Annotated in this window: 17 protein-coding genes, 1 tRNA gene and 1 riboswitch; of the genes, 15 read left to right on the top strand and 3 right to left on the bottom strand. The window is 45.2% G+C overall.

Going from position 1 to position 24,319, the window contains the following annotated elements; all coding sequences use genetic code 11:
* Positions 1 to 19 precede the first annotated feature (19 nt).
* Positions 20 to 1,039, top strand: coding sequence for an HU domain-containing protein (locus HMPREF1212_RS23865; protein WP_046151428.1), 1,020 nt, complete (start codon positions 20 to 22; stop codon positions 1,037 to 1,039).
* 160 nt (positions 1,040 to 1,199) lie between these two features.
* Here HMPREF1212_RS23865 and HMPREF1212_RS23860 read toward each other — a convergent pair whose 3' ends face one another.
* A complete protein-coding gene (locus tag HMPREF1212_RS23860) occupies positions 1,200 to 1,391 on the bottom strand; it encodes a type II toxin-antitoxin system antitoxin (protein ID WP_028726867.1) in 192 nt (63 codons plus the stop codon).
* A gap of 251 nt (positions 1,392 to 1,642) precedes the next feature.
* Between HMPREF1212_RS23860 and HMPREF1212_RS23855 the strand changes: the two genes are divergently transcribed.
* From HMPREF1212_RS23855 to HMPREF1212_RS23840, 4 genes are all read left to right on the top strand, one after another.
* Positions 1,643 to 3,646, top strand: a complete 2,004-nt coding sequence (locus HMPREF1212_RS23855; protein WP_046151427.1) for a tetratricopeptide repeat protein — start codon at positions 1,643 to 1,645, stop codon at positions 3,644 to 3,646.
* A 111-nt stretch (positions 3,647 to 3,757) separates the two neighbouring features.
* Positions 3,758 to 6,895 (top strand): TonB-dependent receptor, encoded by a 3,138-nt coding sequence (locus tag HMPREF1212_RS23850; protein WP_046151426.1) that lies wholly within the window; start codon positions 3,758 to 3,760, stop codon positions 6,893 to 6,895.
* A gap of 79 nt (positions 6,896 to 6,974) precedes the next feature.
* Positions 6,975 to 8,174, top strand: coding sequence for an alkaline phosphatase family protein (locus HMPREF1212_RS23845; RefSeq protein ID WP_046151425.1), 1,200 nt, complete (start codon positions 6,975 to 6,977; stop codon positions 8,172 to 8,174).
* A gap of 218 nt (positions 8,175 to 8,392) precedes the next feature.
* Positions 8,393 to 8,749 (top strand): RNA recognition motif domain-containing protein, encoded by a 357-nt coding sequence (locus tag HMPREF1212_RS23840; protein WP_028726871.1) that lies wholly within the window; start codon positions 8,393 to 8,395, stop codon positions 8,747 to 8,749.
* A gap of 75 nt (positions 8,750 to 8,824) precedes the next feature.
* On the opposite strand, the gene HMPREF1212_RS23835 is transcribed toward HMPREF1212_RS23840, so the two are convergent.
* Both HMPREF1212_RS23835 and HMPREF1212_RS23830 read right to left on the bottom strand, forming a co-directional pair.
* The gene (locus HMPREF1212_RS23835) at positions 8,825 to 9,040 is read right to left on the bottom strand and encodes a winged helix-turn-helix domain-containing protein (protein WP_028726872.1); all 216 of its coding nucleotides are present in this window, start codon (positions 9,038 to 9,040) and stop codon (positions 8,825 to 8,827) included.
* Between the two features lie 445 nt (positions 9,041 to 9,485).
* Positions 9,486 to 9,558: transfer RNA gene (locus HMPREF1212_RS23830), tRNA-Glu, on the bottom strand.
* A gap of 274 nt (positions 9,559 to 9,832) precedes the next feature.
* On the opposite strand from HMPREF1212_RS23830, the gene mutA reads away from it, so the two are divergent.
* The 10 genes from mutA to priA all read left to right on the top strand — a co-directional run bounded on the left by mutA (position 9,833) and on the right by priA (position 24,310).
* Positions 9,833 to 11,695 carry a methylmalonyl-CoA mutase small subunit gene (gene mutA, locus HMPREF1212_RS23825; protein ID WP_046151424.1) on the top strand — a complete coding sequence of 621 codons (1,863 nt, stop codon included), beginning with the start codon at positions 9,833 to 9,835 and terminating at the stop codon, positions 11,693 to 11,695.
* A gap of 12 nt (positions 11,696 to 11,707) precedes the next feature.
* On the top strand, positions 11,708 to 13,855 hold the full coding sequence (gene scpA, locus HMPREF1212_RS23820; protein WP_046151423.1) for a methylmalonyl-CoA mutase: 2,148 nt from the start codon (positions 11,708 to 11,710) through the stop codon (positions 13,853 to 13,855).
* Positions 13,856 to 13,980: 125 nt separating this feature from the next.
* Positions 13,981 to 15,180, top strand: coding sequence for a hypothetical protein (locus tag HMPREF1212_RS23815; RefSeq protein ID WP_052725107.1), 1,200 nt, complete (start codon positions 13,981 to 13,983; stop codon positions 15,178 to 15,180).
* Positions 15,181 to 15,278: 98 nt separating this feature from the next.
* Entirely contained in the window at positions 15,279 to 16,745 is a 1,467-nt protein-coding gene (locus tag HMPREF1212_RS23810; RefSeq protein WP_046151422.1) for a glycosyltransferase family 2 protein, read from the top strand.
* 30 nt (positions 16,746 to 16,775) lie between these two features.
* Positions 16,776 to 17,711: a DUF4922 domain-containing protein gene (locus HMPREF1212_RS23805; protein ID WP_369800860.1), complete on the top strand. Its 936-nt coding sequence runs from the start codon at positions 16,776 to 16,778 to the stop codon at positions 17,709 to 17,711.
* A complete protein-coding gene (locus HMPREF1212_RS23800) occupies positions 17,708 to 18,994 on the top strand; it encodes an MFS transporter (protein ID WP_046151420.1) in 1,287 nt (428 codons plus the stop codon). The genes HMPREF1212_RS23805 and HMPREF1212_RS23800 overlap by 4 nt, the downstream gene beginning before the upstream one ends.
* A 16-nt stretch (positions 18,995 to 19,010) precedes the next feature.
* The gene (locus tag HMPREF1212_RS23795) at positions 19,011 to 19,859 is read left to right on the top strand and encodes a BadF/BadG/BcrA/BcrD ATPase family protein (RefSeq protein WP_028726887.1); all 849 of its coding nucleotides are present in this window, start codon (positions 19,011 to 19,013) and stop codon (positions 19,857 to 19,859) included.
* 18 nt (positions 19,860 to 19,877) lie between these two features.
* On the top strand, positions 19,878 to 20,699 hold the full coding sequence (murQ, locus tag HMPREF1212_RS23790; RefSeq protein WP_046151419.1) for an N-acetylmuramic acid 6-phosphate etherase: 822 nt from the start codon (positions 19,878 to 19,880) through the stop codon (positions 20,697 to 20,699).
* A 40-nt stretch (positions 20,700 to 20,739) separates the two neighbouring features.
* Positions 20,740 to 20,940: riboswitch (cobalamin riboswitch) on the top strand.
* 267 nt (positions 20,941 to 21,207) lie between these two features.
* On the top strand, positions 21,208 to 21,777 hold the full coding sequence (locus HMPREF1212_RS23780) for a porin family protein (protein ID WP_028726898.1): 570 nt from the start codon (positions 21,208 to 21,210) through the stop codon (positions 21,775 to 21,777).
* Between the two features lie 70 nt (positions 21,778 to 21,847).
* On the top strand, positions 21,848 to 24,310 hold the full coding sequence (priA, locus tag HMPREF1212_RS23775; protein WP_046151417.1) for a replication restart helicase PriA: 2,463 nt from the start codon (positions 21,848 to 21,850) through the stop codon (positions 24,308 to 24,310).
* Positions 24,311 to 24,319: the final 9 nt, after the last annotated feature.

Here is a 24,319-nt window from a genome sequence, read left to right as displayed (position 1 = left end):
AAATATCTACCTTTGTCTTATGCTAAGGATAATAACACATATAGAGCGACTATTGCTGGTGCACGATTGCGTGATCGTACCGAAATTCGGTGGATTTGTGCTGCAAACGGTTTCTTCCGTTTACAACGGGGCAGATCATCTGTTTAATCCGCAACGCAAAGAGATCGTCTTTAACATCACATTGCAACATAACGACGGCTTACTTTCGGAATCATACATGCAGATGTATGATGTGAACTACCGTAAGGCGCAGTTAATGCTGGAAGAAGATGTTGAAGACATGAAAGCCGCTTTGCAGGAGGAAAGGAAATTATCTCTGGGGGTATTAGGATCTTTTAGCCTGGGAATGGAAGGCCAGGTGATTTTTCATCCGGGTAATTCAGACTCTTTCAGTATTGTTTCATACGGACTGGCTGCATTTAATTTCCCGCAGTTGAAACCTGTTTTGGCCGAGCGTGAAGAAGTCGCTTTGCTTAGAGGGAAGAAAAAGAAAGATATATTATATATTCCGGTCAATCGTAAATTTCTCCGCGTAGCTGTGGCTTCGGCTGCTGCTCTGGCTTTATTCCTGTTGATATCGACTCCTGTAAAGGATGTGAACCAGGCAGCATATACAGCCAGTTTTGTTCCGACAGAAATGGTTACTAAAAGTGTGCCGGAGGTGAAAGTGGAAGAGGTTGTGCCTGCAGTGTCTGTTGTAGAAGAGGCAAAAGTAGCTGAAGTGAAAAAGAATGTCGCAGTACCTGCCGCAGCTCCCAAGGTAAAGAAGCAAGAGGTCGTATCGAAGCCTGTTGCCAAAACTCCTAATCCTAAAATGTTCCATATCGTAATTGCCAGTTTCCCGACTGCGGAACAGGCTGATAAATACATGGCCGGTGTGGATCGTAAAGAATGTAAGCATGTGAGTAAGGTAGCCCGCGATGGAAAATATCGCATTTATGCAGATAAATTTGATAACCGGGAACAAGCCGAGGCTTATATGGCTACACTTCGCACCAATGAAAAATATAAAGATGCCTGGTTGTTCATTAGCCGGTAAGGATATGACTTATTGTATATATTTCTGATCTTTCACAGATCGCATCAAGACTGATATAAAAAAGCATCCGAGAGAAATTTGATTTTCCCTCGGATGCTTTTTCTTTTTCTTCCGAAGAAATTTGAATTTTCGTTCGGAAGCGTTTTATAGTTATTGTAATTTACTCTTCTTCTTGTTTAGGTTGCTTTTTCTTTTTTAACCGGCCTGCTTTACGTAAAGCCTGATCCAGAATGTACAGGATCTGGCCATTGGTGCTGCGGAACTCATCCGCAGCCCAGGTTTCGATAGCATCCATCATTTCTGTATCGATTCGCAGAACAAAATTTTTGGTTGCATTCTCTTTTTTGGCCATCACTTATATTAATATTAAAACTTTAGAATCATTGAAACAAGCTTCCGGAATTTATGACCGGACAAATGGATTTACAGGTATAAATGACAATAGGCAACTAGCAAATCCTTGCAACTATAATGATTGATATATGATATTATTTTGATATCACAAATTAAAGCCTTTATCCGGAGATATCCAAATAAATTGTATCCTTTTTTAGGGGAGTATTTAAAATATTCTTTAGCTTTGTCTACTCAAAATTTACGCGATTGGAATTTCAATTAGATACAGACAACAAGGAGTTTCAGGATGCCCTGCAACTGATTACTCACACGCGCCAGTCTGTTTTCCTTACAGGGAAAGCAGGGACGGGTAAGTCTACATTTCTCAAATATATCTGTGCACATACAAAAAAGAAGTATGTAGTATTGGCTCCGACCGGAATTGCTGCAATAAATGCGGAGGGAGTAACCTTGCATTCTTTCTTTAAATTGCCGTTCCGTCCGATGTTGCCCGATGATCCGGATCTGAGTCTGAAAGACGGAAGGATTTTTGAATTCTTTAAATACAGGAAGGAGCACCGGAAGATCATTTCGGAAGTCGAATTGATCATCATTGATGAGATATCGATGGTTCGGGCGGATATAATTGATAGTGTCGACCGCATTTTACGTGTTTTTTCCGGAAATATGCGTCTGCCTTTTGGTGGAAAACAATTATTGTTTGTCGGTGATGTTTTTCAATTAGAGCCCGTTGTGCCATCAGACCAGAAAGAGATTTTGAGTCTGTTTTATGCCAGTCCGTTCTTTTTTTCTGCCCGCGTTTTTAACTCGATCAACCTGGTGCCGATAGAGTTGCAAAAGGTATATCGGCAAACCGATCCTGTTTTTATAAATATACTGGATCGGATACGCAATAACGCTGCCCGCAAGCAGGAGCTGGATACGCTGAATGCCCGTTGTTTTCCGGAATTTGTTCCGCGTAATGAGGACATGTATATCACGCTCGCTACCCGTCGCGACCAGGTAGATTTTATCAATGAAAAAAGATTATCGGAACTACCCGGTGAAGAATTTATCTCGACAGGCCGTATAGACGGCGATTTTCCGGAATCTTCTTTGCCTACCCAACTGAACCTGGCAATTAAGGAACAAGCTCAGGTGATTTTTATAGATAATGATCACGAGCGGCGTTGGGTGAATGGTACTATCGGAATGGTTTCCGGCATCGACGAAAACGGAAATGTTTATGTGCTGCTGGAGAATGGCATTGAACATTTGGTGGAACCTACTTCATGGCGCAATTATAAGTATAAATATAATGAGAAAGAAAAGCGGATAGAAGAGGAGATAGTCGGAACCTTCGAACAATTACCTATCCGCCTGGCCTGGGCGATCACTGTACATAAAAGCCAGGGACTAACTTTTAGCCGGGTTGTCGTAGACCTGACCGGTGGTGTTTTTGCCGGCGGACAGACGTATGTTGCTCTAAGCCGCTGCACTTCTTTGGAAGGACTGGTGTTGAAGAGCCGGGTTGCATCACACGATATATTTGTCCGTAAAGAAATCGTTCAGTTCAGTCAGATCTTTAATAGCAAGGAACTGATCGACAAAAGTCTCCGTGAGAGCGAAGCCGAACTTTTATATGCCCGCGCAGTTCATGATTTCAATAGAGGGAATATGAAAGAAGCCGTGGAATCTTTCTCGATGGCGGTTGGAAAACGGAATGAGCTTGACAAACCGTTGGTTCAACGCCTGCTTCGTTCCAAACTTCAACGGATCAATACGCAACGGGAACAAATCAAGAAATTGAAAGAGGAACTGTATGCCCAACGTGAAATCCTGAAAGAATATGCCCATGAATATTATCTGATGGGAAATGAATGCGTGACAAAGGCCAACGACCCGAATGCCGCTTTGCGCTCATTCGATAAAGCTCTGAAGCTTTATCCGGAATATGTGGATGCCTGGGTTCGTAAAGGTGTTACGTTATTGGATATGGGAGAAGACTATGAAGCCCAGATCGCTTTGAATGAAGCTGTCCGGTTAAGCCCTCTTTCGTTTAAAGCCCGTTATAATCGTGGTAAATGTTATCTGCGCATGAAATATCATGAAGAAGCGGTTGCGGATCTCCAAAAAGCAGTCTCAATCAAGCCCAAACACGCATCAGCACACGAATATCTGGCTGAAGCATACCGTTATGTAGGTGAAGAAGAACTGTCCCGTCAGCACCAGGATATAGCCGATAGTTTGAGAGAAAATAGAAATATTTAAGAAAGACCATAAAAATCAAAAGGAATCGTAATGGTTTGGTAACATAGATTATATATCTTTGCGGTGTTTTAAAAAAAATGTATTGATTGTTTTATTTTAAACACTACTTATATGAGGGGCTTATCTATATTCTTTCTTTTTCTTTTTTGCTTGACATTCGGTCTGAATGCTCAAATAACAACATCAGGAATCAGTGGTAAAGTTACAGCGGAAGGTGAAGCATTAATTGGTGCAACCGTTCAGGCAGTCCACGAACCGTCCGGTACTATTTATGGAACCGTTACTAATGCGGATGGGCGCTATAGCCTGCAGGGGATGCGTACCGGGGGGCCTTATTCGGTCGAAGTTTCTTATGTCGGATTTCAGAAGGCTGTATTTAAGAATATTACGCTTCAACTAGGTGAAACTTATCTGTTGGATGTAACATTGACAGAGTCACTATCGCTCGATGAAGTGGTTGTTACTGCATCGAAAGCAGCCTTGTTTAATTCTCAGAAAACAGGAGCGGCACAGAACTTCAACCAGGAACAGATCCTTTCGACTCCGACGATCAACCGTAGTATTTTCGATATCACAAAAATGAATCCATTAGGTGTGAATACCGGTGCAGGTATGTCTTTCGCCGGATCGAATAATAAATACAACTCTTTCCAGATCGACGGTGCGGTCAGCAATGATGTCTTCGGACTTTCCGACAGTGGTACCAACGGAGGAAAGACCGGTATGAACCCGATCTCTCTGGATGCAATTGAAGAAATACAAGTTGTTATAGCCCCTTTCGACGTTCGTCAAGGAGGTTTTACCGGTGGTGGTGTAAATGCGATCACGAAGTCAGGTACAAATACTTTTCATGGTTCTGCTTACGGCTATTATAATAATGAGAAGTTTTATGGTAAAACAGCCGGTAAAGATGTAAAAGAACGTAAGAAAGTAACCGATTTATCTTCCGAAACGTATGGCTTTACGTTCGGTGGCCCGATTATCAAGAATAAGCTGTTCTTCTTTACGAACTTTGAACGGACAAAAGAGTTTCATCCGTCGTCTAATAATATCGGATCAGAATCTTCTTCATTGAAGCAAGAGGAAGTCGATCAGGTAATAGGTAAGATCAAAGAGCTTTCCGGAGGATATGACGGAGGTGGTTACGGCCCTCAGGATGTAGATACCTATTCAAATAAGTTCCTAGCCCGTATCGATTGGAATATTAACCGGAATAATAAATTCACGGCGCGCTATAGCTTGCTGGATGCGAGTAAGATGAATTTTTCGAATAGCAAAAGTTATGCTAAATTGAACGATTGCGGTTATTATAACACTAACTCCACCCATTCTTTGACTATGGAGCTGAATACCACGATCAATCCGATGCTGGCAAACGAATTGAGACTCGGTTGGACACGTGTCCGTGATAATCAGGATGCAATAGGCACTCCTTTCCCCTATGTGAAAATAGCCAATATGACGGGAGGAAGTCTGGAGTTTGGTACAGAAGCCAATTCTTCTGCCAATTCATTGGATCAGGATATTTATACTATAACGGATAATCTGACCTGGACGAAGGGAGCACACGCCATCACTTTCGGAACTCACAATGAGTTTTTCCACATGGCAAACCTTTTCATCTCCAGTAACTATGGCTCGTATACTTATGCTTCGCTAAACGATTTCCTTTCGGTAGGAACGGCAAACGAAGCGATGCCTTCTATCTATAACTATTCTTATTCCCGTGAAGATATAACCGGAACGAAACGCTGGACTCCCAAATTCGGGGCTGCACAACTTGGTTTTTACGTGCAGGATGAATGGAGTGTGACTAATCTGTTCCGTCTGACTTATGGTTTGCGTGTGGATGTTCCTCTTTTCTTTGATACTCCAAGAGCAAATGATCTGTTTAATAACTCTGAAATAGCCCGTCAGTATGGGGTTGTTACTAACCAGACAGCTTCCTCTAAACCGCTCTGGTCGCCGCGTGTTGGTTTCCGCTGGAATCTGAATGAAGACCGGACGACTTTATTGCGTGGTGGTCTCGGTATCTTCACCGGTAGAGTTCCTTTTGTTTGGTTATCAAACAATCTTTCAAAAACAGGTATAGAGATGGGAAACACATACCTCTCCGGAAAAGGTTTTGATGAAGCGCAGGCAAATGGCTTTAAGTTCAACCCCGATCCATCCAATCAATATTTAGGTAAAACGGGAACTTCCGAAATCAACGTATTGGATAAAGACTTTAAGTTCCCTTCCGTATTACGTGCTAACCTGGCTTTGGAACATACCTTTGCCTATGGCATAAAAGCAACTGTTGAAGGACTATATTCAAAGACCCTGAACAATATACTTTACAATAATATCAATTACCAGCCGACCGGTACATTGAATAACGGAGGAGATAACCGTCCTACTTATGAAAAACAGGACAGGAACTTTACCCAGATCATGTATTTGACCAATACGAATAAGGGCTATAGCTATAATCTATCCGCTAAACTGGAAAAAGACTTTGATTTTGGTTTGAGTACTATGGTCGCTTATACCTACGGACAATCCAAATCTGTTTCCGACGGTGACGGATCGCAGGCTTCGTCCATCTGGAAATATAATCCTGTATATTATGGTGATACGAAACAAGAACTGACCTGGTCTTCATTTGATGTCCGTAATCGTATCGTAGCTTCTGTTTCGTACCGGAAAGAGTATGCACGTCATTTTGCAACAACTGTAAGCCTGTACTATACAGGACAAACCGGAGGCCGTTATTCGATCGTTTATAATAACGATATAAACGGTGACGGTGCTTTCAGCAATGACCTGCTTTATATTCCGACCGATGCGGAAATGAATAATATGGTATTCTCCGATCAGGAGAAGGTAACAGCCGCCCAACAGAAAGAATCTTTTATCAACTGGATCAACGGAACGAAGGAGTTGAGAGAGAATAAGGGAAAAGCACTGGAACGTAACCAGATGGTATTGCCTTTCGAACATCACTTCGATTTCCATATTGCACAGGATTTCTTCCTGAATGTATCCGGACGCCGGCATACGCTTCAGTTGAACTTCGACATCTTGAACGTAGGAAACCTATTCAAGAAAAGCTGGGGCTTATATAATACGACATCCGGCGGATACGATATGGCTCCTGTCGTTTATAAAGGCGGAACTTATCAGTTTACCGAAGCAAATACAAGACTGTCTTATCAGGATTTGCTTTCCCGCTGGCATGCACAGATCGGTTTACGTTATATGTTTTGATCGATATTTGTCGGAGAACACGATAATTAAAGAAAAAGGCTCACTATATTTGTGGGTCTTTTTTGTTAAGATATAAAATATGAAGAGATTCTCTATTGTACTTCTGGGATGTATTGCTTTCCTGTTATTGGTGAGTTTAAGTTGTTCGACCCATAATCAGCGTGACCGTTATGTGGTCGTTCTTTCGATGGACGGTTTCCGTGCCGATTATCCCGACCGGGCTTATACACCGACATTAGACTCTTTGGCTGCTGTGGGTGTCCGTGCCACCTTCAGGCCGTCTTTTCCCAGTGTGACATTTCCAAACCATTATAGTATGGCAACCGGCCTGCATCCCGATCATCATGGACTCGTAAATAATTTCTTTTATGCCCCCGATCTGGATAGCATCTACCGCATGGCAGATCCGACTCCCGGTTTTTATGGAGGAGAGCCCATCTGGAATACAGCAGAAAAACAAGGTGTCCGTACAGCTTCTTTCTATTGGGTTGGTAGCGAATATTCGATCCAGGGACGCCAACCGTCTATCTGGAAACCATTTGATAAGAAAGTACCTTTTTCCGACCGTGCCGATTCGGTCATATCCTGGCTGCAACTGCCCGAAAAGGAACGTCCCCGGCTGGTGATGTGGTATATGGAAGAACCGGACGGCATAGGACATCGTTGTACGCCCGATTCTTCAGAAACATTGCAGAAAGTGGAGGAGCTCGACCTCGTATTGAATCACTTCTTTACGGAAGCCCGCAAACTGGACATATTTAAGCAGATCGATTTTATCGTTCTTTCCGATCATGGAATGGCCACTTTTACCCCGGATAAATATGTCAATCTGAATGATTATTTGCCCCGGGATAGTTTCAATTATATATTTGACGGTGTCCCGACTTTGCTGTATCCGAAAGCCGGATACACCGATAAAGCCTATGCAATCCTGCAACAAGTACCCCACATAAGGGTCTGGAAGAAAAATGAAATACCGGAGAAATATGTATATGGCTCTAATCCCCGTATCGGCGACTTGTTCGTCATGCCGGATATCGGCACCTATCTCGATTTCCGGCCGGAATCCAGTCCCCGGCTGGCAGCCACGCACGGATATGATAATTTTGCTCCCGAAATGCAAGCCATATTCTATGCTGCCGGCCCGTCTTTTAAGCAACATGTGGAGTTGCCGGCTATGGCAAATGTGAATTTATATCTGATCCTTGCACGCTTATTAGATATAAAACCTGCCCCTAATGATGGCGACAGTCTGGTAGTGAGCACCTTATTCCGATAGCATTTGATAATAAATATGGATAAAACGGAAAAAACAACTTTTTTTGCGAAGTTTGTTGCTTTTATAGTAAAATACCCGGATTATTCAATTACATTTGTGTCATATTTGAGATTGATTTAAGTTTGTATCAGAAGTCCTTGCTCACAACTTGATTTGTTAAGTAAACTTTTTATCCAACACATTCAGGCTCAATTAACAATTAAATTAAAGTTTACAAGATGAATCTTTACATTTCAAATTTAAGTTACAACATCACAGATGCTGACTTAAAAGAATTATTTGCAGAATACGGAGAAATCGTTTCAGCAAAAGTTATTATGGATAGAGAAACCGGCCGTTCAAGAGGATTTGGTTTCGTTGAATTAAGTGATGACGAGTTAGCAAAAAAAGCAATCGAAGAATTAAACCAGGCAAGCTATGATGAAAAGATCATCAACGTAACAGAAGCCAGACCTAGAGAAGACAGAGGCGACAGAGGTGGTCGTAGCTTCGGAAACAATCGTGGCGGTGGCTACGGTGGCGGAAACAGAGGCGGCGGCTACGGTGGTGGCAATAGAGGCGGCGGAAGATATTAATTCCTTCACAACATAAAAAAAAGCGATCGGAAACGGTCGCTTTTTTTATTGCTATCATAAGGAATGTATGATACACTAAAAGTCATAATTCATTCCCGGACAAAAAGCGAGTTGACTACTTGCACTCTTGATCTGAATCTTATTTTCGCGGGCTAGCCATCCGATTGCAGACCATAAATCAGCTTCACACAATGAGGTCGCTTTTTTCAGCTCCTCAAAACTCCAACATCCACCATCCAGTAACAGATTCCAGATAGTACCTGCATTTAATCCAATTGTTCCTTTCGTCATGACAAACTCTGTTTTATGTTTATGGTATGTTTTATTAAAACAGATTTTGGAAGGAAAATGATATATCCGGGCCGTCTTTTTAGTGTGTTTTAAAAGATAGAGGGCGTTTTATATAATTTTATTTCATAAAGAACCAGCTGCCGATAGCCCCGAGGATAAGTTCAACTACCCTCGACCTATTTTCAATTACCCGGTAGGAAGTTTTTCCTACCCGCCACAAAAACATTGTTCGACGGAGGTGGGACAGCTGTTCGACAAGGGTCGGCCAGCTGTCTGACGAGTGTCGAACAGCTAGCCGACCTCTGTCGGACAAAGAATTTCTCCCTGATGGTTGAGATTATCTGCCGGGTAGCCAATCTTTTCAGGCGGGTACCTGTACTTTTCCCGGTCTCTTCGGGGAAGGAAGCAAAGAAGCCTGCCGAAATTAATCAGCAGGCTTCTTCTGTAGTGCGTCCGGGGATCGAACCCGAGTTTCCGCCGTGAGAGGGCGGCGTCCTAGGCCACTAGACGAATGCACCGTTTCGTGTCATAGTTTTCATTGTTTGACGATGCAAAGCTAGTTATTATTTTGTTTCGGTGTTCTCCGGAACGGAAAAAAATGCAAAGTTTTTTACATCTCCTTGTCATAATGACACCATAATTGTCTTTGTACCACTAAAAGGCGTTAAAACTAAGCGCATTTTCGCTTATATTTCATTGCTCTTCCTGTTTATTTATTCTACCTTTGCCCCCTGTTATTGAACAATATACTATTGAACAATTACTAATACCAGTATTAAAATAACTAATATTATGGCAGAACTAAAAGAAAAACTTTTCTCAGAATTCGCTCCGGTCACTACTGAAGAGTGGATGGCGAAGATCACGGCTGACCTGAAAGGTGCTCCGTTTGAGAAAAAGCTTGTCTGGAAGACAGGCGAAGGATTTAATGTAAATCCTTTCTATCGTGCAGAAGACATCGAAGGTTTGAAGACTACCGAGTCTCTTCCCGGTGAATTCCCTTATGTTCGCGGAACAAAGAAGGATAACGATTGGAAGGTACGCCAGAACATCGAAGTAACTTGCTTTAAGGAAGCTAACGAAAAAGCTCTTGATTTGCTGACTAAAGGTGTTACTTCTCTCGGTTTCATCATCAAAGGTGATGAAGTGAATGCCGAAAATATTGCAACATTATTAAACGGTATTTGTCCGGAAGCTACTGAACTGAACTTCAACACTTGCAACTGCAAGGCTGAAAAACTGATCGGTATCCTGGAATATATCCTGAAGGGAAAAGACGTGGATCTGAACAAATGTTTCGGTTCTGTAAACTTCGACCCGTTCAAGAAGCCGTTGGTAAAAGGTAAAGAAAATGAAAACTGGGTAGAAGCTGCATCTGCTGTGCTCAAAGCAGGTCAGGCACTGCCGGGTTACAGAGTTTTAGCTGTTAATGCTTTCTATTTTAATAATGCAGGTGCTTATATCACTCAGGAACTGGGTTATGCATTGGCATGGGGTAACGAACTGATGGCTAAGCTGACTGAAGTCGGTTTCAGTGCTGACGAAGTTGCCAAGAAGATCAAATTCAACCTGGGTATCAGCTCTAACTACTTCATGGAAATTGCAAAATTCCGTGCTGCCCGTTGGTTGTGGGCTGAAATTGTTGCTGCTTACAATCCTGAATGCAAATGTGCATGCAAGATGAACGCACATGCTCAGACTTCCGAATGGAACATGACTGTTTACGACGCTCATGTAAACTTGTTGCGTTCTCAGACTGAAGCGATGTCTGCTGCTTTGGCAGGTGTCGATTCTATCACTGTACGTCCTTTCGATAAGACTTACCAGACTCCGGACGATTTCTCTGAACGTATCGCCCGTAACCAGCAGTTGTTACTGAAAGAAGAATGTCACCTGGATAAGGTGGTCGATCCTTCTGCCGGTTCTTATTATGTGGAAGTGCTGACTAACTCTTTGGCTGAAGTTGCCTGGAACCTGTTCCTGGAAGTAGAAGACAAAGGCGGTTTCGCAGCTGAAGTTGCTAACGGAAATATCCAGAATGCAGTGAACGCTTCCAATACAGCTCGTAAGAAAGCGGTTGCTACCCGTCGTGAAATCCTGCTGGGTTCTAACCAGTTCCCGAACTTCACGGAAGTGGCTGCCGGAAAGATTAAAGATGCTGCTTCCTGCTGCTGCGGTGGTGGTCATTCTTGCGGTGAAGCAACGGTTACTCCTCTTGATTTCTCTCGTGGTGCATCTGAATTCGAAGCATTGCGCCTGGCAACAGAAAAGAGTGGCAAGACTCCGAATGTCTTTATGCTGACTATCGGTAACTTGTCTATGCGTATTGCCCGTTCACAGTTCTCAAGTAACTTCTTTGCTTGTGCAGGATATAAGGTAATTGATAACTTAGGTTTCGAAACTGTTGAAGCTGGTGTTGAGGCAGCGATGAAAGCCGGTGCTCAAATCGTTGTTCTTTGTTCTAGTGATGACGAATATGCAGAATATGCTCCTGCTGCTTATAAGGCTTTGGCCGGACGTGCCGAATTCGTTGTAGCTGGTGCTCCTGAATGTATGGAAGACCTGAAAGCTCAGGGTATCGATCAGTTTATCAATGTAAAGAGCAATGTGCTTGAAACATTGAAGGCTTTCAACGCAAAATTAGGAATCGCTTAAGTAGAAACAATTATGAGACCAAATTTTAAGAATATAGATATAAAGAATGCCGGTTTTGCAGCTACCAATGCTGCCGAATGGGCAAAAGCCAATGGTATCGAAGCCAATTGGAAAACACCCGAGCATATCGAGGTGAAACCAGTATATACAAAAGAAGACCTGGAAGGTATGGAGCATCTGCACTATGCATCCGGTCTGCCTCCTTATCTGCGTGGCCCGTATAGCGGTATGTACGCTATGCGTCCGTGGACAATCCGTCAGTATGCCGGTTTCTCTACCGCAGAAGAATCAAATGCATTTTACCGCCGTAACCTGGCTTCCGGCCAGAAAGGTCTGTCTGTTGCATTCGACCTTCCGACACACCGCGGATACGATGCCGACAACGAACGTGTTGTAGGTGACGTTGGTAAAGCCGGTGTATCTATCTGTTCGCTGGAAAACATGAAAGTATTGTTCGCTGGTATTCCTTTGAACAAAATGTCTGTTTCCATGACCATGAACGGTGGTGTTCTTCCGGTATTGGCATTCTACATCAACGCAGGTCTGGAACAAGGCGCTAAGTTGGAAGAAATGGCCGGTACTATCCAGAACGATATCCTGAAAGAATTCATGGTGCGTAATACGTATATCTATCCGCCCGAATTCTCAATGAAGATTATCGCTGATATCTTCGAATATACATCACAGAAGATGCCTAAGTTCAACTCTATCTCTATCTCCGGTTATCACATGCAGGAAGCCGGTGCGACAGCAGATATTGAAATGGCTTACACCCTGTGCGACGGTATGGAGTATCTTCGTGCCGGTGTTAACGCAGGTATCGATGTGGATGCATTTGCTCCGCGTCTGTCATTCTTCTGGGCAATCGGTGTGAACCACTTCATGGAAATCGCCAAGATGCGTGCTGCACGTATGTTGTGGGCGAAGATTGTGAAGAGTTTCGGTGCCAAGAACCCGAAATCTTTGGCGCTGCGTACTCACTGCCAGACTTCAGGATGGTCGTTGACCGAACAGGACCCGTTCAACAACGTAGGCCGTACTTGTATCGAAGCGATGGCTGCTGCTCTGGGACACACGCAGTCTTTGCACACCAATGCGTTGGACGAAGCTATCGCCTTGCCGACAGACTTCTCTGCACGTATCGCTCGTAATACACAGATTTATATCCAGGAAGAAACAAAGATCTGTAAGGAGATCGACCCGTGGGCCGGTTCTTACTATGTAGAATCTTTGACAAACGAACTGGTACACAAAGGTTGGGCTTTGATCCAGGAAATCGAAAGCATGGGCGGTATGGCAAAAGCGATCGAAACAGGTCTTCCGAAGATGCGTATCGAAGAAGCGGCTGCTCGTACTCAGGCTCGTATCGACTCAGGTGTTCAGACAATCGTTGGTGTTAACAAATACCGTCTGCCGAAAGAAGATCCGATCGATATCCTTGAGATTGACAACACTGCCGTACGTAACGAACAGATTGCCAATTTGAAGGTGTTGCGTGAAAACCGCGACGAAGAAGCTGTTCAGAAAGCATTGGCAGACATCACCGAATGTGTGAAAACTAAGAAAGGCAACTTGCTGGAACTGGCTGTTAAGGCTGCCGGCTTGCGTGCATCACTGGGAGAAATCTCTGATGCCTGCGAAGTTGTTGTTGGACGTTATAAAGCAATCATCAGAACTATATCAGGCGTGTATTCATCAGAAACAAAGAAAGATGCTGACTTCCTGAAGGCTTGCGAGCTGACAGAAAAGTTTGCCAAGAAAGAAGGTCGCCAGCCGCGTATCATGATCGCTAAGATGGGTCAGGACGGACACGACCGTGGTGCTAAGGTTGTAGCTACCGGTTATGCCGACTGTGGTTTCGACGTGGATATGGGACCGTTGTTCCAGACTCCGGCTGAAGCTGCCCGCCAGGCTGTTGAAAACGACGTTCACGTAATGGGTGTTTCTTCTTTGGCTGCCGGACACAAGACATTGGTACCGCAAGTTATCGATGAACTGAAGAAGTTAGGCCGCGAAGACATCATCGTTATCGCCGGTGGTGTTATTCCTGCACAGGACTACGACTTCCTGTATAAAGCAGGTGTTGCAGCTATCTTCGGCCCGGGTACTTCAGTAGCTAAAGCTGCTGTCCAGATCCTTGAAATCCTGTTGGGAGAATAATAGAACCAAACAATTTACAGATAGGCGCTGCGTAGTTTTCTGTAGAGAACTACGCAGTTCTTTTTTTCAATGTGCACGAATCAAGATACGAAAAACAGAAACTCATATAATAAAATCCATATAAAATGACAAAACAGCGACGCCCTCATGAGGGCAGAACAGGAAGGAACGATTCATCCCGTCGTTCATCCGACAGAAAAGAACAACTTAGTGCACAATCAGAACTCAATCGTTTAAAGAAGAAGATCACCAGTCTGAAAGAAGAGATCAGCCTGATGCCTGAGAAGGAAGAACGTATCCGGGATTTCTTTGAACGGAATGCCAAACCTGTATTTGAAAAAGAAACCGCATTGAAATATAAGTTCCTTGTTTATCTGGACGAATCGTATGAAAGCAACGAAATGAGTGTCGGGGAGAAAGACATACTTCTTGACCTTTTTGCAGAAGAAAGCCAGGGCGTGGAGGATTTTGTGACCACCGCCGAACAACGGAAACATCTTCTGGAACTGAAGTATAAGTACGACGAACTGGCTCTCGGCATGAGCCGCGAGGAACTCGATCAGGAAGCCGTAGAAGATACTATGAGCTTATTCGTGAATCGTTACGGCATAAAGCCTAATAAAGCGATGAAGACTGCACAGACGGAAGACGAGTTGCTGTCGGCCATCTCTGATTATATCGAGGCGCAGGCACAAAAAGCGATTGCTGTCGCTGCCGGTGAAAAACCGAAACGTGCCAGCCGGAAAGCAAAGGGGGCAGAGTCGGCGAAGATATCCAGACGAATGCTGGTCGAACAGTTGGAAATGGTACAAACCATAGAAGCTATGCAGAAAGTCTATTCGAACCTGATGGACGAACTCTATAAAGGAAAGGAAGAAGAGGATACTTTTATCGCCCAAAAGGCGGAACGTATGAAACAACTGGCTGTTGCCGGTGCTCAAAAAGACCTGGCTGAAATACTGATCCTGCAGATCGAATGGATTGAAGAAGCAGCACAGGAAGCTCCGGAAGAGGAGAAAGAGCTGGCTGCATACAACGGGAAACTGCGATTCTTGCTGACATATCTTAACGAAGAGTTGGATATCATCAAAGAAGCTCCTCTTTCCGGTGTGGAAGTACCGTATACCCAATTGCGCAATTTTGCCTGGAAAGACCTGCCTATTCAGATGAATATGTTGTTTACCCGTCATAAGAAAGATATGAAAGGCATCGAAGAATATGTTTCTGCCGTATCTTCCGTGTCAGGCCTGAAGTCGTTCCTGCAACAGTATAAGCAGAGCCGTGGTGACAGCTTTTTAGGGGCAGACGACTGGGATTGGGAATAAATATATCTTTTGAAAGAAAGTAATAGGGCTGCTTTTCGTTTGAAAAGCGGTCTTTTTTGTTTATGTTTACACCTCGATAACGATAAGCTTATTACTATATGGAACCGATTAATTGCTTTTTACCTTATATCTCCCCTGAACAGATCGCTCCTGTTGTGGAGGAATTGAATAAAACAGGTATGGTCGATAAGATTTACCTGATGACTTCCAACCCCGAAGCCAAGCCGTATCCCGGTTGTGAGATCCTTCCCGTCGATACACTGACCAGTACACAAACCTTGCGTTCTATTTATGAACGTGCAGAAGGAAAAAATATATTGCTTTATCTGCGTCCCGGCCTGATCCGGTTTGGACAATATGCATTGGAACGGATGGATGCGGTTCTTCGGGAATGTAAATACAACCGGATTGTTTATGCCGATTATTATGAAATAGCAAACGGAACTAAAAAGAATCATCCGCTGAATGATTATCAATCAGGGAGTGTGCGGGATGATTTTGACTTCGGGCCATTGTTGATGATTAAATATGATGTATTAGGCACCTATCTGGAGCGGCTTTGCAGTAAGACTCCCGGGCTAAAATATGCTGGTCTGTATCGCTTTCGTCTTTATTGTGCTGGTATGCTGGAGGGAATTATTCATATCAGAGAGTATCTGTATACGTTCCAGGAAGAAGATAACCGTAAAAGCGGAGAAAAGCAGTTTGATTATGTAAATCCTAAAAACCGCGATGTTCAGTTGGAAATGGAAGCTGCGTTTACTTCTTCATTGAGATATAGCAAAGAATATCTGAAAAAGAAAATCCAGGCCGTGAAGTTTAAATCGAGAGGCTTCAAATATGAAGCCACTGTGATTATCCCCGTCCGCAACCGGGTACGAACCATCGAAGATGCCATTCGTTCCGTGTTTATGCAACAGGCTTCGTTTAAATTCAATCTGATCATTGTAGATAATCATTCTACGGACGGAACCACCGAGATGATCCGTCGTTATGCTTCCGACGACCGGTTGATTCATCTGATTCCCGAACGTGACGACCTGGGAATAGGTGGATGCTGGAATTTAGCTGCCGCTCATCCGTTATGCGGTAAGTTCAGTGTGCAACTCGACAGCGACGACGTATATAGCGGGCCGGATACATTGCAGAAGATTGTCGATACGTTCTATGCAGAAAGATGCGCAATGGTAATCGGAACCTATAAAATGACTGACTTCGACCTGAATGAAATACCACCGGGTATTATCGACCACCGGGAATGGACACCGGAAAACGGGCGTCATAATGCGCTACGTATCAATGGGCTGGGAGCACCAAGGGCCTTTTATACTCAGATACTCCGCGAAATAAAGATGCCGAACGTGAGTTATGGTGAAGATTACGCGATCGGTCTGGCTATATCACGTACTTACCGGATCGGCCGTATTTATGATGTCCTGTATCTTTGCCGGCGTTGGGAAGATAATACGGATGCATCGCTCGACATACACAAGATGAATGAATATAATGCTTATAAAGACAGCTTGCGTACACAGGAGTTAAGAGCGCGTGGGATGATTTTATGAAGTATGGAAGGATAAAAAATCATGAAAAATATAAATCAGCAGGCTAAAGAGTTAATACGCGAGCATCTTACTTTCTGGGAGTTGGCAAGGCAGAATTATGCTGCTCTCGAAAAGGTACAGACCCGAAGGCTGGAAGTGAACGGGTATCCGGTCATTCTTCAGTTCAATCCTGAACGTATCCGTTCGTCGGCTGCAAAGATCGATAAACAATCGCTGGCTGCCCGTCCCTGTTTCCTTTGTGAAGCACATCGTCCCGGCAATCAGAAGTGGATTGACTTTGGAGAAGAATATCAGATCATAGTCAATCCATTCCCCATCTTTCGCGAGCATCTGACAATCCCTATCCGGACACATCAGGAACAGCGTATACTCTTGCGTTACAAAGATTTGCTGTCGCTGGCGGAGGTGTTGACAGACTTTATTGTCTTTTATAATGGCCCGAAATGCGGAGCATCGGCTCCCGACCATATGCATTTTCAGGCAGGCAATAAAGGCTTTCTGCCACTTGAAACGAATTGGAGGAAAACTCCGAAAAAGCCTATGGTCTCTTTCGGACAAGCCGGCTTATATGCGTTGAGAGATTTCCTGCAACCGGCGTTCATTATCATCTCCGGCAGTAAAGAGGATTCTGCCATTCTTTTCAATCATATTTACTCTTTACTGGAGATCAGGCCGGGTGAATATGAACCTATGATGAATGTATTGGCCTGGAAAGAAGAGAATTACTGGTTCACCTGCATTTATCCGCGAAAGAAATTACATCCCGCCTGCTACTATGCCGAGGGGGATGCCAACATATTGATCAGCCCGGCAACAGTCGAAATGGCCGGCGTTTTTATTACCCCACTGGAAAAAGACTTCCGGAAAGTGACTGCCGGAGACTTGCAACAAATTATCAGTGAAACCTGCCTCTCTACAGAGGAGATGGATCAGTTAATCAGTAAATCTAAATCATATTATTTATGAACCAGACAAAGCGAACTTCCCCTTGGAGTTGGATCCCGACACTTTATTTTGCAGAGGCATTGCCTTATGTAGCGGTGATGACAATCTCCGTTATTATGTATAAACGGTTGGGTATCAGCAATACCGATATCGCCCTGTACACCAGCTGGCTGTATCTTCCCTGGGTAATCAAACCATTCTGGAGTCCGTTTGTCGATTTACTGAAAACAAAACGCTGGTGGGTGGTGACCATGCAATTCCTGATAGGGGCTGGACTGGCCGGTATCGCTTTTACCATTCCAATGGATCATTTCTTTCAGGTGACCCTCGCTGTCTTCTGGCTGGTGGCTTTCAGTTCGGCCACCCATGATATTGCGGCCGACGGCTTTTATATGCTGGCACTCGACTCGCACGATCAGGCTTTCTATGTCGGGATACGAAGTACTTTCTATCGCATCGCCACCATTGCCGGACAAGGCCTGCTTGTCATGCTGGCAGGTGCTTTGGAGAACAGTACGGGTAAAATACCGTTCGCCTGGTCGATCACGTTTCTGATCCTGGCCGGCTTGTTTATCGGACTCTGCTTGTATCATAAATACATCTTGCCCGTTCCGAAATCGGATAAAGCGGCAGCGACAGTAACGGCTTCCACTATATTTAAGGAATTCTTTGCTACATTTGTCTCGTTTTTCAGGAAGAAACAGGCATTGGTCGCTATTCTGTTTATGCTATTCTACCGTTTCCCCGAGGCGCAACTCGTTAAGCTGGTGACACCTTTCCTGATCGATCCGCGGGAAGTGGGCGGACTGGGACTTACTACTTCCGAGATCGGACTGGTGTATGGCACGATCGGTATTATCGGCCTGACGTTGGGCGGTATTATCGGCGGGATAGTGGCGGCGCATGGCGGATTGAAGAAATGGCTTTGGCCGATGGCGTTGGCAATCACGTTGCCCGATCTGGTTTTTATTTACCTGAGCAGTGCGCTTCCTGAAAGCCTGCTGATTATTAATGTATGTGTATTTATCGAACAGTTCGGTTACGGATTCGGTTTTACAGCTTATATGTTGTACCTGATCTACTTCTCGGACGGAGAACATAAAACGGCTCATTACGCTATCTGCACCGCCTTTATGGCCTTGGGTATGATGCTTCCGGGAATGATTGCCGGATGGCTGCAGGAGCAACTGGGGTACGTCAACTTCTTCTGGTGGGTGATGGGATGCTGCCTGATTACATTGGCCGTGACTGCGTTCCTGAAGATAGATCCGGCGTTCGGCAGGAAAGACAGAGCGATAGATTGAGTAATAAAAAGAGAATATGATATTAATAGCCGATAGCGGTTCCACCAAGACGGATTGGTGTCTGGTAGAGAACGGAGAAAATATCCTTCGCTTTCAGACGCGGGGGACAAACCCTTTTTTTCAGACGGAAGAAGAGATACTGGAAGAAATAGAAACCGGTTTGCTGCCGGGGCTGAAAGGAGTAGAACCTTCTTCCGTCCATTTTTATGGAGCCGGTTGTGCTTTTCCGGAAAAGAACGAAATCATCAGGCGTGCCGTCAGTCGGCATCTGCCTGTTCCGGTGGAAGTGGGGAGCGACTTACTGGCTGCCGCCCGTGCTTTGTGTGGCGACCGTCCCGGGATCGCTTGCATTCTGGGAACGGGGTCTAACTCCTGCCAGTATGACGGAAAGGAAATAGTGAAGAATGTTTCCCCTTTGGGCTTTATCCTGGGGGATGAGGGGAGTGGTGCCGTATTGGGAAAATTGCTGATTGGCGATGTCCTGAAAGACCAGTTGCCACCGGCTTTGAAAGAACTGTTCCTTTCGCAGTATGAATTGACTCCGGCATCGATTATGGACAGGGTGTACCGTCAACCTTTCCCTAACCGTTTCCTGGCCGGTTTCTCTCCTTTTATTCTGGAACATCTGGATGAGCCTGCTGTCTGGGAGTTGGTGACCCGCAGTTTCCTGGCATTCTTTACCCGGAATGTGAAGCAATACGATTATTTTGATCTGCCGGTTCATCTGGCCGGTTCTGTTGCCTGGCACTATCAGACGGTATTGAAAGAGATTGCTTTCGACCTGGGTATCCGGCTCGGAACGATCATTCAAAGCCCGATGGAAGGGTTGATCAGGTATCATAGTGGTATATCTGAAACTAACTGAATAATACGAATATACAATATGTCCTTTGACAAGATAACGGAAAAAGAGTCCTTATACGATAATCTGGAAAATAAGTCGGTACGCGAATTACTGGAAGATATAAATACAGAAGACCGGAAGGTGGCACTGGCTGTGCAAAAAACAATCCCTCAGATTGAAAAGCTGGTAAACCAGATCGTTCCCCGGATGAAACAGGGCGGGCGTATCTTTTACTTGGGAGCCGGAACCAGCGGCCGTCTGGGAGTGCTCGATGCTTCCGAAATACCGCCTACTTTCGGTATGCCTTCCACCTTAGTGATCGGCCTGATTGCCGGTGGCGATACGGCACTTCGCAATCCGGTGGAGAATGCGGAAGATGATGTTAACCGCGGTTGGGAAGAATTGCAGGAGCATCAGGTCACCACGAAAGATACAGTGATCGGTATCGCGGCCTCGGGTACGACCCCTTATGTGATCGGTGCTTTACGTAAGGCACGCGAACAGGGGATTCTGACCGCTTCGATATCCAGCAATCCCGATTCGCCTATGGCTGCCGAAGCCGACGTAGCCATCGAAATGATTGTCGGGCCTGAGTTCGTAACCGGGAGTTCGCGTATGAAATCCGGTACAGGGCAGAAGATGATCCTGAACATGATATCGACTTCCGTTATGATCAAGCTGGGACGTGTCAAAGGCAACCGGATGGTGAATATGCAACTTACCAACCAGAAGCTGGTCGACCGGGGAACCCGTATGGTGGCGGAAGAACTGGGACTCAGTTACGGCCAGTCGCAACGATTGCTCCTGATGTACGGTTCTGTAAAGGCTGCCATAGATGAATACCGTGCCCATAATAAATAAAATTTATTGGTACGGATACTGTTTGTACTAAAAATATCTCTATATTTGCATCATGCATTGTTCCGATCCTGTTTTCGCAGGAAAGGATTAAAAGGGAATTGGGTGAAAATCCCAAACAGTCCCGCTGCTGTAAGCTTCATAACGTATCAGGCAATACTTTTGCCACTGTTCTGTAAGGAGAATGGGAAGGCGCTTGATCCGGAAGTAAGTCAGAAGACCTGCAAGGCATATTATTTCGACGGCTTCGAGGAAAGGCCGGAAGAGAAGATAAGGCATTTGTAGCCTTCACTATTCTTGCTTCAACTTTCCGTATAGCTGTCCTTTTAACTATCTGTTTTTAATTATTTTGCCATAATAATTAGGAAAAGAGGCATGGATCGGCTGGCGGGATGAGCTCCGTAACCGGTGCATGCTTTCCTTTTTAACGGGTGAACAGTTTGCAGGGATTATTTGTTTATTATGGGAAAAGTCTGTTTATTTGTAGCTGAATTTAATAAAGAATAAGAATATGAAGAAGATTGTTGGGTTTGTTTTATTTGCATTGATGATGTTAATGGCTATTCCTGCACAGTCCCAAATTCGTTTTGGGCTTAAAGGCGGGGTGAATATTTCTTCTATCCATTTTACGAATCTGCCAAAGAATCTGAAGTCAGATAATGTGACCGGTTTCCAGATCGGGCCGATGATTGAAGCAATGGTGCCGATGGCTGGTTTAGGTGTGGATGCTGCCGTCCTTTATTCGCAGAAAGGGTCGGACGAGTTTAAAACCGATTATATCGATGTGCCGGTCAACCTGAAATGGAAATTCGGCTTGCCGATCATTAAGGCGTATGTGGCTGCGGGGCCGTATGTAGGTTTCCGTGTAGGCGGGGATAAGATATGGGATGTAGTAGGCGACCAGTTGGAAGCTAAGAGTTTTAGTGCCGGTCTGAATTTCGGGGCGGGCGTGGAGCTTGTCAAGCACCTGCAGGTAGGTATCAACTATGGCCTGGGACTGACGGATAACTACAGCGCAAAGAAAATCGATTTGAAAGGAAAGAACCGCGGATGGTCTATCACAGCCGCTGTCTTGTTCTGATAACAGATGGAAAGATATGCAGGGCCGGGCTTTAACAGTCCGGCCTTTTTTGTTACTTTTGACCTCGTAAATGAAATATGCAGATGTCATACTACCCCTGCCGTTGGAGAATAGCTATACCTATAGCATTCCTTCCGATCTGGAAACAGCCGTTATTCCCGGTTGCCGGGTAATAGTTCATTTCGGCAAGAAACGCTATTATACGGCTATCGTAATGGATGTGCACGAGCGTAAGCCCGATACGGATTTTGAAACGAAAGAAATTTATGCCCTGCTGGATGCAACCCCTGTGCTTCGCAGGCCGCAGCTTCGTTTCTGGAAATGGATTTCCTCTTACTACATGTGTAAGCTGGGCGATGTCTATAAAGCCGCCCTGCCTTCCGGCCTGAAACTGGAAAGTGAAACAGCCGTTACCTATAATGCCGACTACGAAGCGGATGGCCCGTTGAGGCCGAACGAACAGGCTGTCCTGGATGCCTTTAAAGGTGTCTTGAAGCTAACGGTGTCGGAACTGGAAAAAAAGACCGGCCTGCGCAATGTCGTTCCGGTGGTTGCTTCCCTGATGGCACGCGGCGCAGTGATGGTGAGTGAGGAAATGAAACGGGGATTTGTACCGAAGATGCAGACCTTCATCCGTTTATCGGAGGAGTATGCCACGGAAGAACGTTTGCAGGAGGCATTTGCCGATTTTAAGCGGGCAAAGAAGCAGGAGCTTTTACTCGTTTGTTTTCTGGACTTGAGCCATGCCTTGAATCCGGCATTGGTACAGGAAGTCTCAAAGAAAGAATTGCTGGAACGCAGCGGCTGTTCGTCCACCATACTGGACGGATTGCTGAAGCGGGGAGTACTGGAAAGTTACGAGAAGGAAGTGGGACGTTTGCAGGTTCCGGTTTGCCGCCTGCAACCGCTCAGTCCGTTAAGTCCTGCACAGGAAAAGGCTTACAATGAGATACATGATGTCTTTACTACCAAAGAGGTTTGTCTCCTTCATGGGGTTACTTCGAGCGGTAAGACGGAAATATATGTCCGGGTGATCGATGAGGTGCTGAAGCTGGGGCGGCAGGTATTGTATATGTTGCCCGAAATAGCCATCACGACACAAATAACCGAACGGTTGGCAAAGCTTTTCGGGGATAAACTGCTGGTATATCATTCCAAGTTTTCGGATAACGAACGGGTGGAGGTGTGGAATAAGCTGCTGCATGGGAATGGCCCGATGCTGGTGCTCGGAGTACGCTCTTCCCTTTTTCTGCCGTTTAAGGATCTGGGTTTGATTGTTGTAGACGAGGAACATGAGAATACGTATAAGCAACAAGATCCGGCTCCCCGGTATCATGCCCGGAATGCTGCGATAGTGCTGGCCGGTATGCACGGTGCCAAGACGTTGCTCGGTTCTGCCACTCCTTCTATCGATTCTTATTTTAATGCAACATCCGATAAATACGGGCTAGTGGAGCTGACTACCCGTTTTGGCGATTGCCTGATGCCGGAGATTATCCCGGTGGATATCAAAGAGCTGAAACGGAAGAAGATCATGAAGGATACACTGTTCTCCCCTTTGTTGGTGGAGAAGGTGAATGCGGCGCTGGCTCGTGGCGAACAGGCTATTCTCTTTCAGAACCGCCGTGGATTTGCCCCGTTGATCGAGTGTAAGAGTTGCGGATGGGTTCCTCATTGTGTCAACTGCGATGTCAGTCTGACCTATCATAAATATCATAATCAGTTGGTTTGTCATTATTGTGGTTACAAGATCCAGTTACCGCCGCATTGTCCGCAGTGCCAGAGTACGGAATTAAAGATGATGGGATTCGGTACGGAGAAGGTGGAGGAGGAGATCGCAACCCTGTTCCCGTCGGCAAAGGTGGAACGGCTGGACTTTGATACCGCCCGTACCCGTACCGCCTATGAACGTATCATCGCAGACTTTGAGAAAGGTAAAACACAGATACTTATCGGTACGCAGATGTTATCGAAAGGACTGGATTTCGGGAATGTCAGCGTAGTAGGCATACTGAATGCCGATAACCTGATGAACTACCCCGACTTCCGGGCGCATGAGCGGGCTTTCCAGTTGATGGTGCAGGTCAGTGGACGTGCGGGCAGGAGGGATAAGCGGGGTGTCGTCATTCTCCAGACTTCCCAGCCGGAGCATCCCCTGATACGGATGGTGCAGCATTTTGCCTATAAGGAAATGGTCGCTTTGCAGTTGAGCGAGCGCAGCATGTTCCGGTATCCACCCTATTACAGGTTGATCGTGCTGGTACTTCGCAGCCGGAATGAGACTATCCTGCAGGAAATGTCTGCCTTATATGCCGAGAAATTACGTGTTCGTCTGGGCGAACGAGTGTTGGGGCCTGTTACCCCCCCCGTAACCCGTGTACAAACGCTCCATATTAAAAAGATCATTATGAAGATCGAGATAGCCGCCGCCATAGCTCCTGTCAGGGAGATACTGGAAGCTGTCTATCTGGATATGCAGAATCAGATACCCTTTAAGCAGTTGATCGTACATTATGATGTAGATCCGGCTTAGTCGTTTAAT

The organism is Parabacteroides sp. HGS0025 (assembly GCF_000969845.1).
Lineage (GTDB): Bacteria > Bacteroidota > Bacteroidia > Bacteroidales > Tannerellaceae > Parabacteroides > Parabacteroides gordonii.
The sequence above is the reverse complement of the archived record's forward strand: the minus strand, read 5'-3'. Positions and strand labels throughout refer to the sequence as shown.

Excerpts from the sequence above, each read along its gene's own strand:
- HMPREF1212_RS23865 (WP_046151428.1), top strand. The coding sequence starts at position 20 with ATGCTAAGGATAATAACACATATAGAGCGACTATTGCTGGTGCACGAT.
- HMPREF1212_RS23860 (WP_028726867.1), bottom strand. The coding sequence starts at position 1,391 with ATGGCCAAAAAAGAGAATGCAACCAAAAATTTTGTTCTGCGAATCGAT.
- HMPREF1212_RS23850 (WP_046151426.1), top strand. The coding sequence starts at position 3,758 with ATGAGGGGCTTATCTATATTCTTTCTTTTTCTTTTTTGCTTGACATTC.
- HMPREF1212_RS23845 (WP_046151425.1), top strand. The coding sequence starts at position 6,975 with ATGAAGAGATTCTCTATTGTACTTCTGGGATGTATTGCTTTCCTGTTA.
- HMPREF1212_RS23840 (WP_028726871.1), top strand. The coding sequence starts at position 8,393 with ATGAATCTTTACATTTCAAATTTAAGTTACAACATCACAGATGCTGAC.
- HMPREF1212_RS23835 (WP_028726872.1), bottom strand. The coding sequence starts at position 9,040 with ATGACGAAAGGAACAATTGGATTAAATGCAGGTACTATCTGGAATCTG.
- mutA (WP_046151424.1), top strand. The coding sequence starts at position 9,833 with ATGGCAGAACTAAAAGAAAAACTTTTCTCAGAATTCGCTCCGGTCACT.
- scpA (WP_046151423.1), top strand. The coding sequence starts at position 11,708 with ATGAGACCAAATTTTAAGAATATAGATATAAAGAATGCCGGTTTTGCA.
- HMPREF1212_RS23815 (WP_052725107.1), top strand. The coding sequence starts at position 13,981 with ATGACAAAACAGCGACGCCCTCATGAGGGCAGAACAGGAAGGAACGAT.
- HMPREF1212_RS23810 (WP_046151422.1), top strand. The coding sequence starts at position 15,279 with ATGGAACCGATTAATTGCTTTTTACCTTATATCTCCCCTGAACAGATC.
- HMPREF1212_RS23800 (WP_046151420.1), top strand. The coding sequence starts at position 17,708 with ATGAACCAGACAAAGCGAACTTCCCCTTGGAGTTGGATCCCGACACTT.
- HMPREF1212_RS23795 (WP_028726887.1), top strand. The coding sequence starts at position 19,011 with ATGATATTAATAGCCGATAGCGGTTCCACCAAGACGGATTGGTGTCTG.
- murQ (WP_046151419.1), top strand. The coding sequence starts at position 19,878 with ATGTCCTTTGACAAGATAACGGAAAAAGAGTCCTTATACGATAATCTG.
- HMPREF1212_RS23780 (WP_028726898.1), top strand. The coding sequence starts at position 21,208 with ATGAAGAAGATTGTTGGGTTTGTTTTATTTGCATTGATGATGTTAATG.
- priA (WP_046151417.1), top strand. The coding sequence starts at position 21,848 with ATGAAATATGCAGATGTCATACTACCCCTGCCGTTGGAGAATAGCTAT.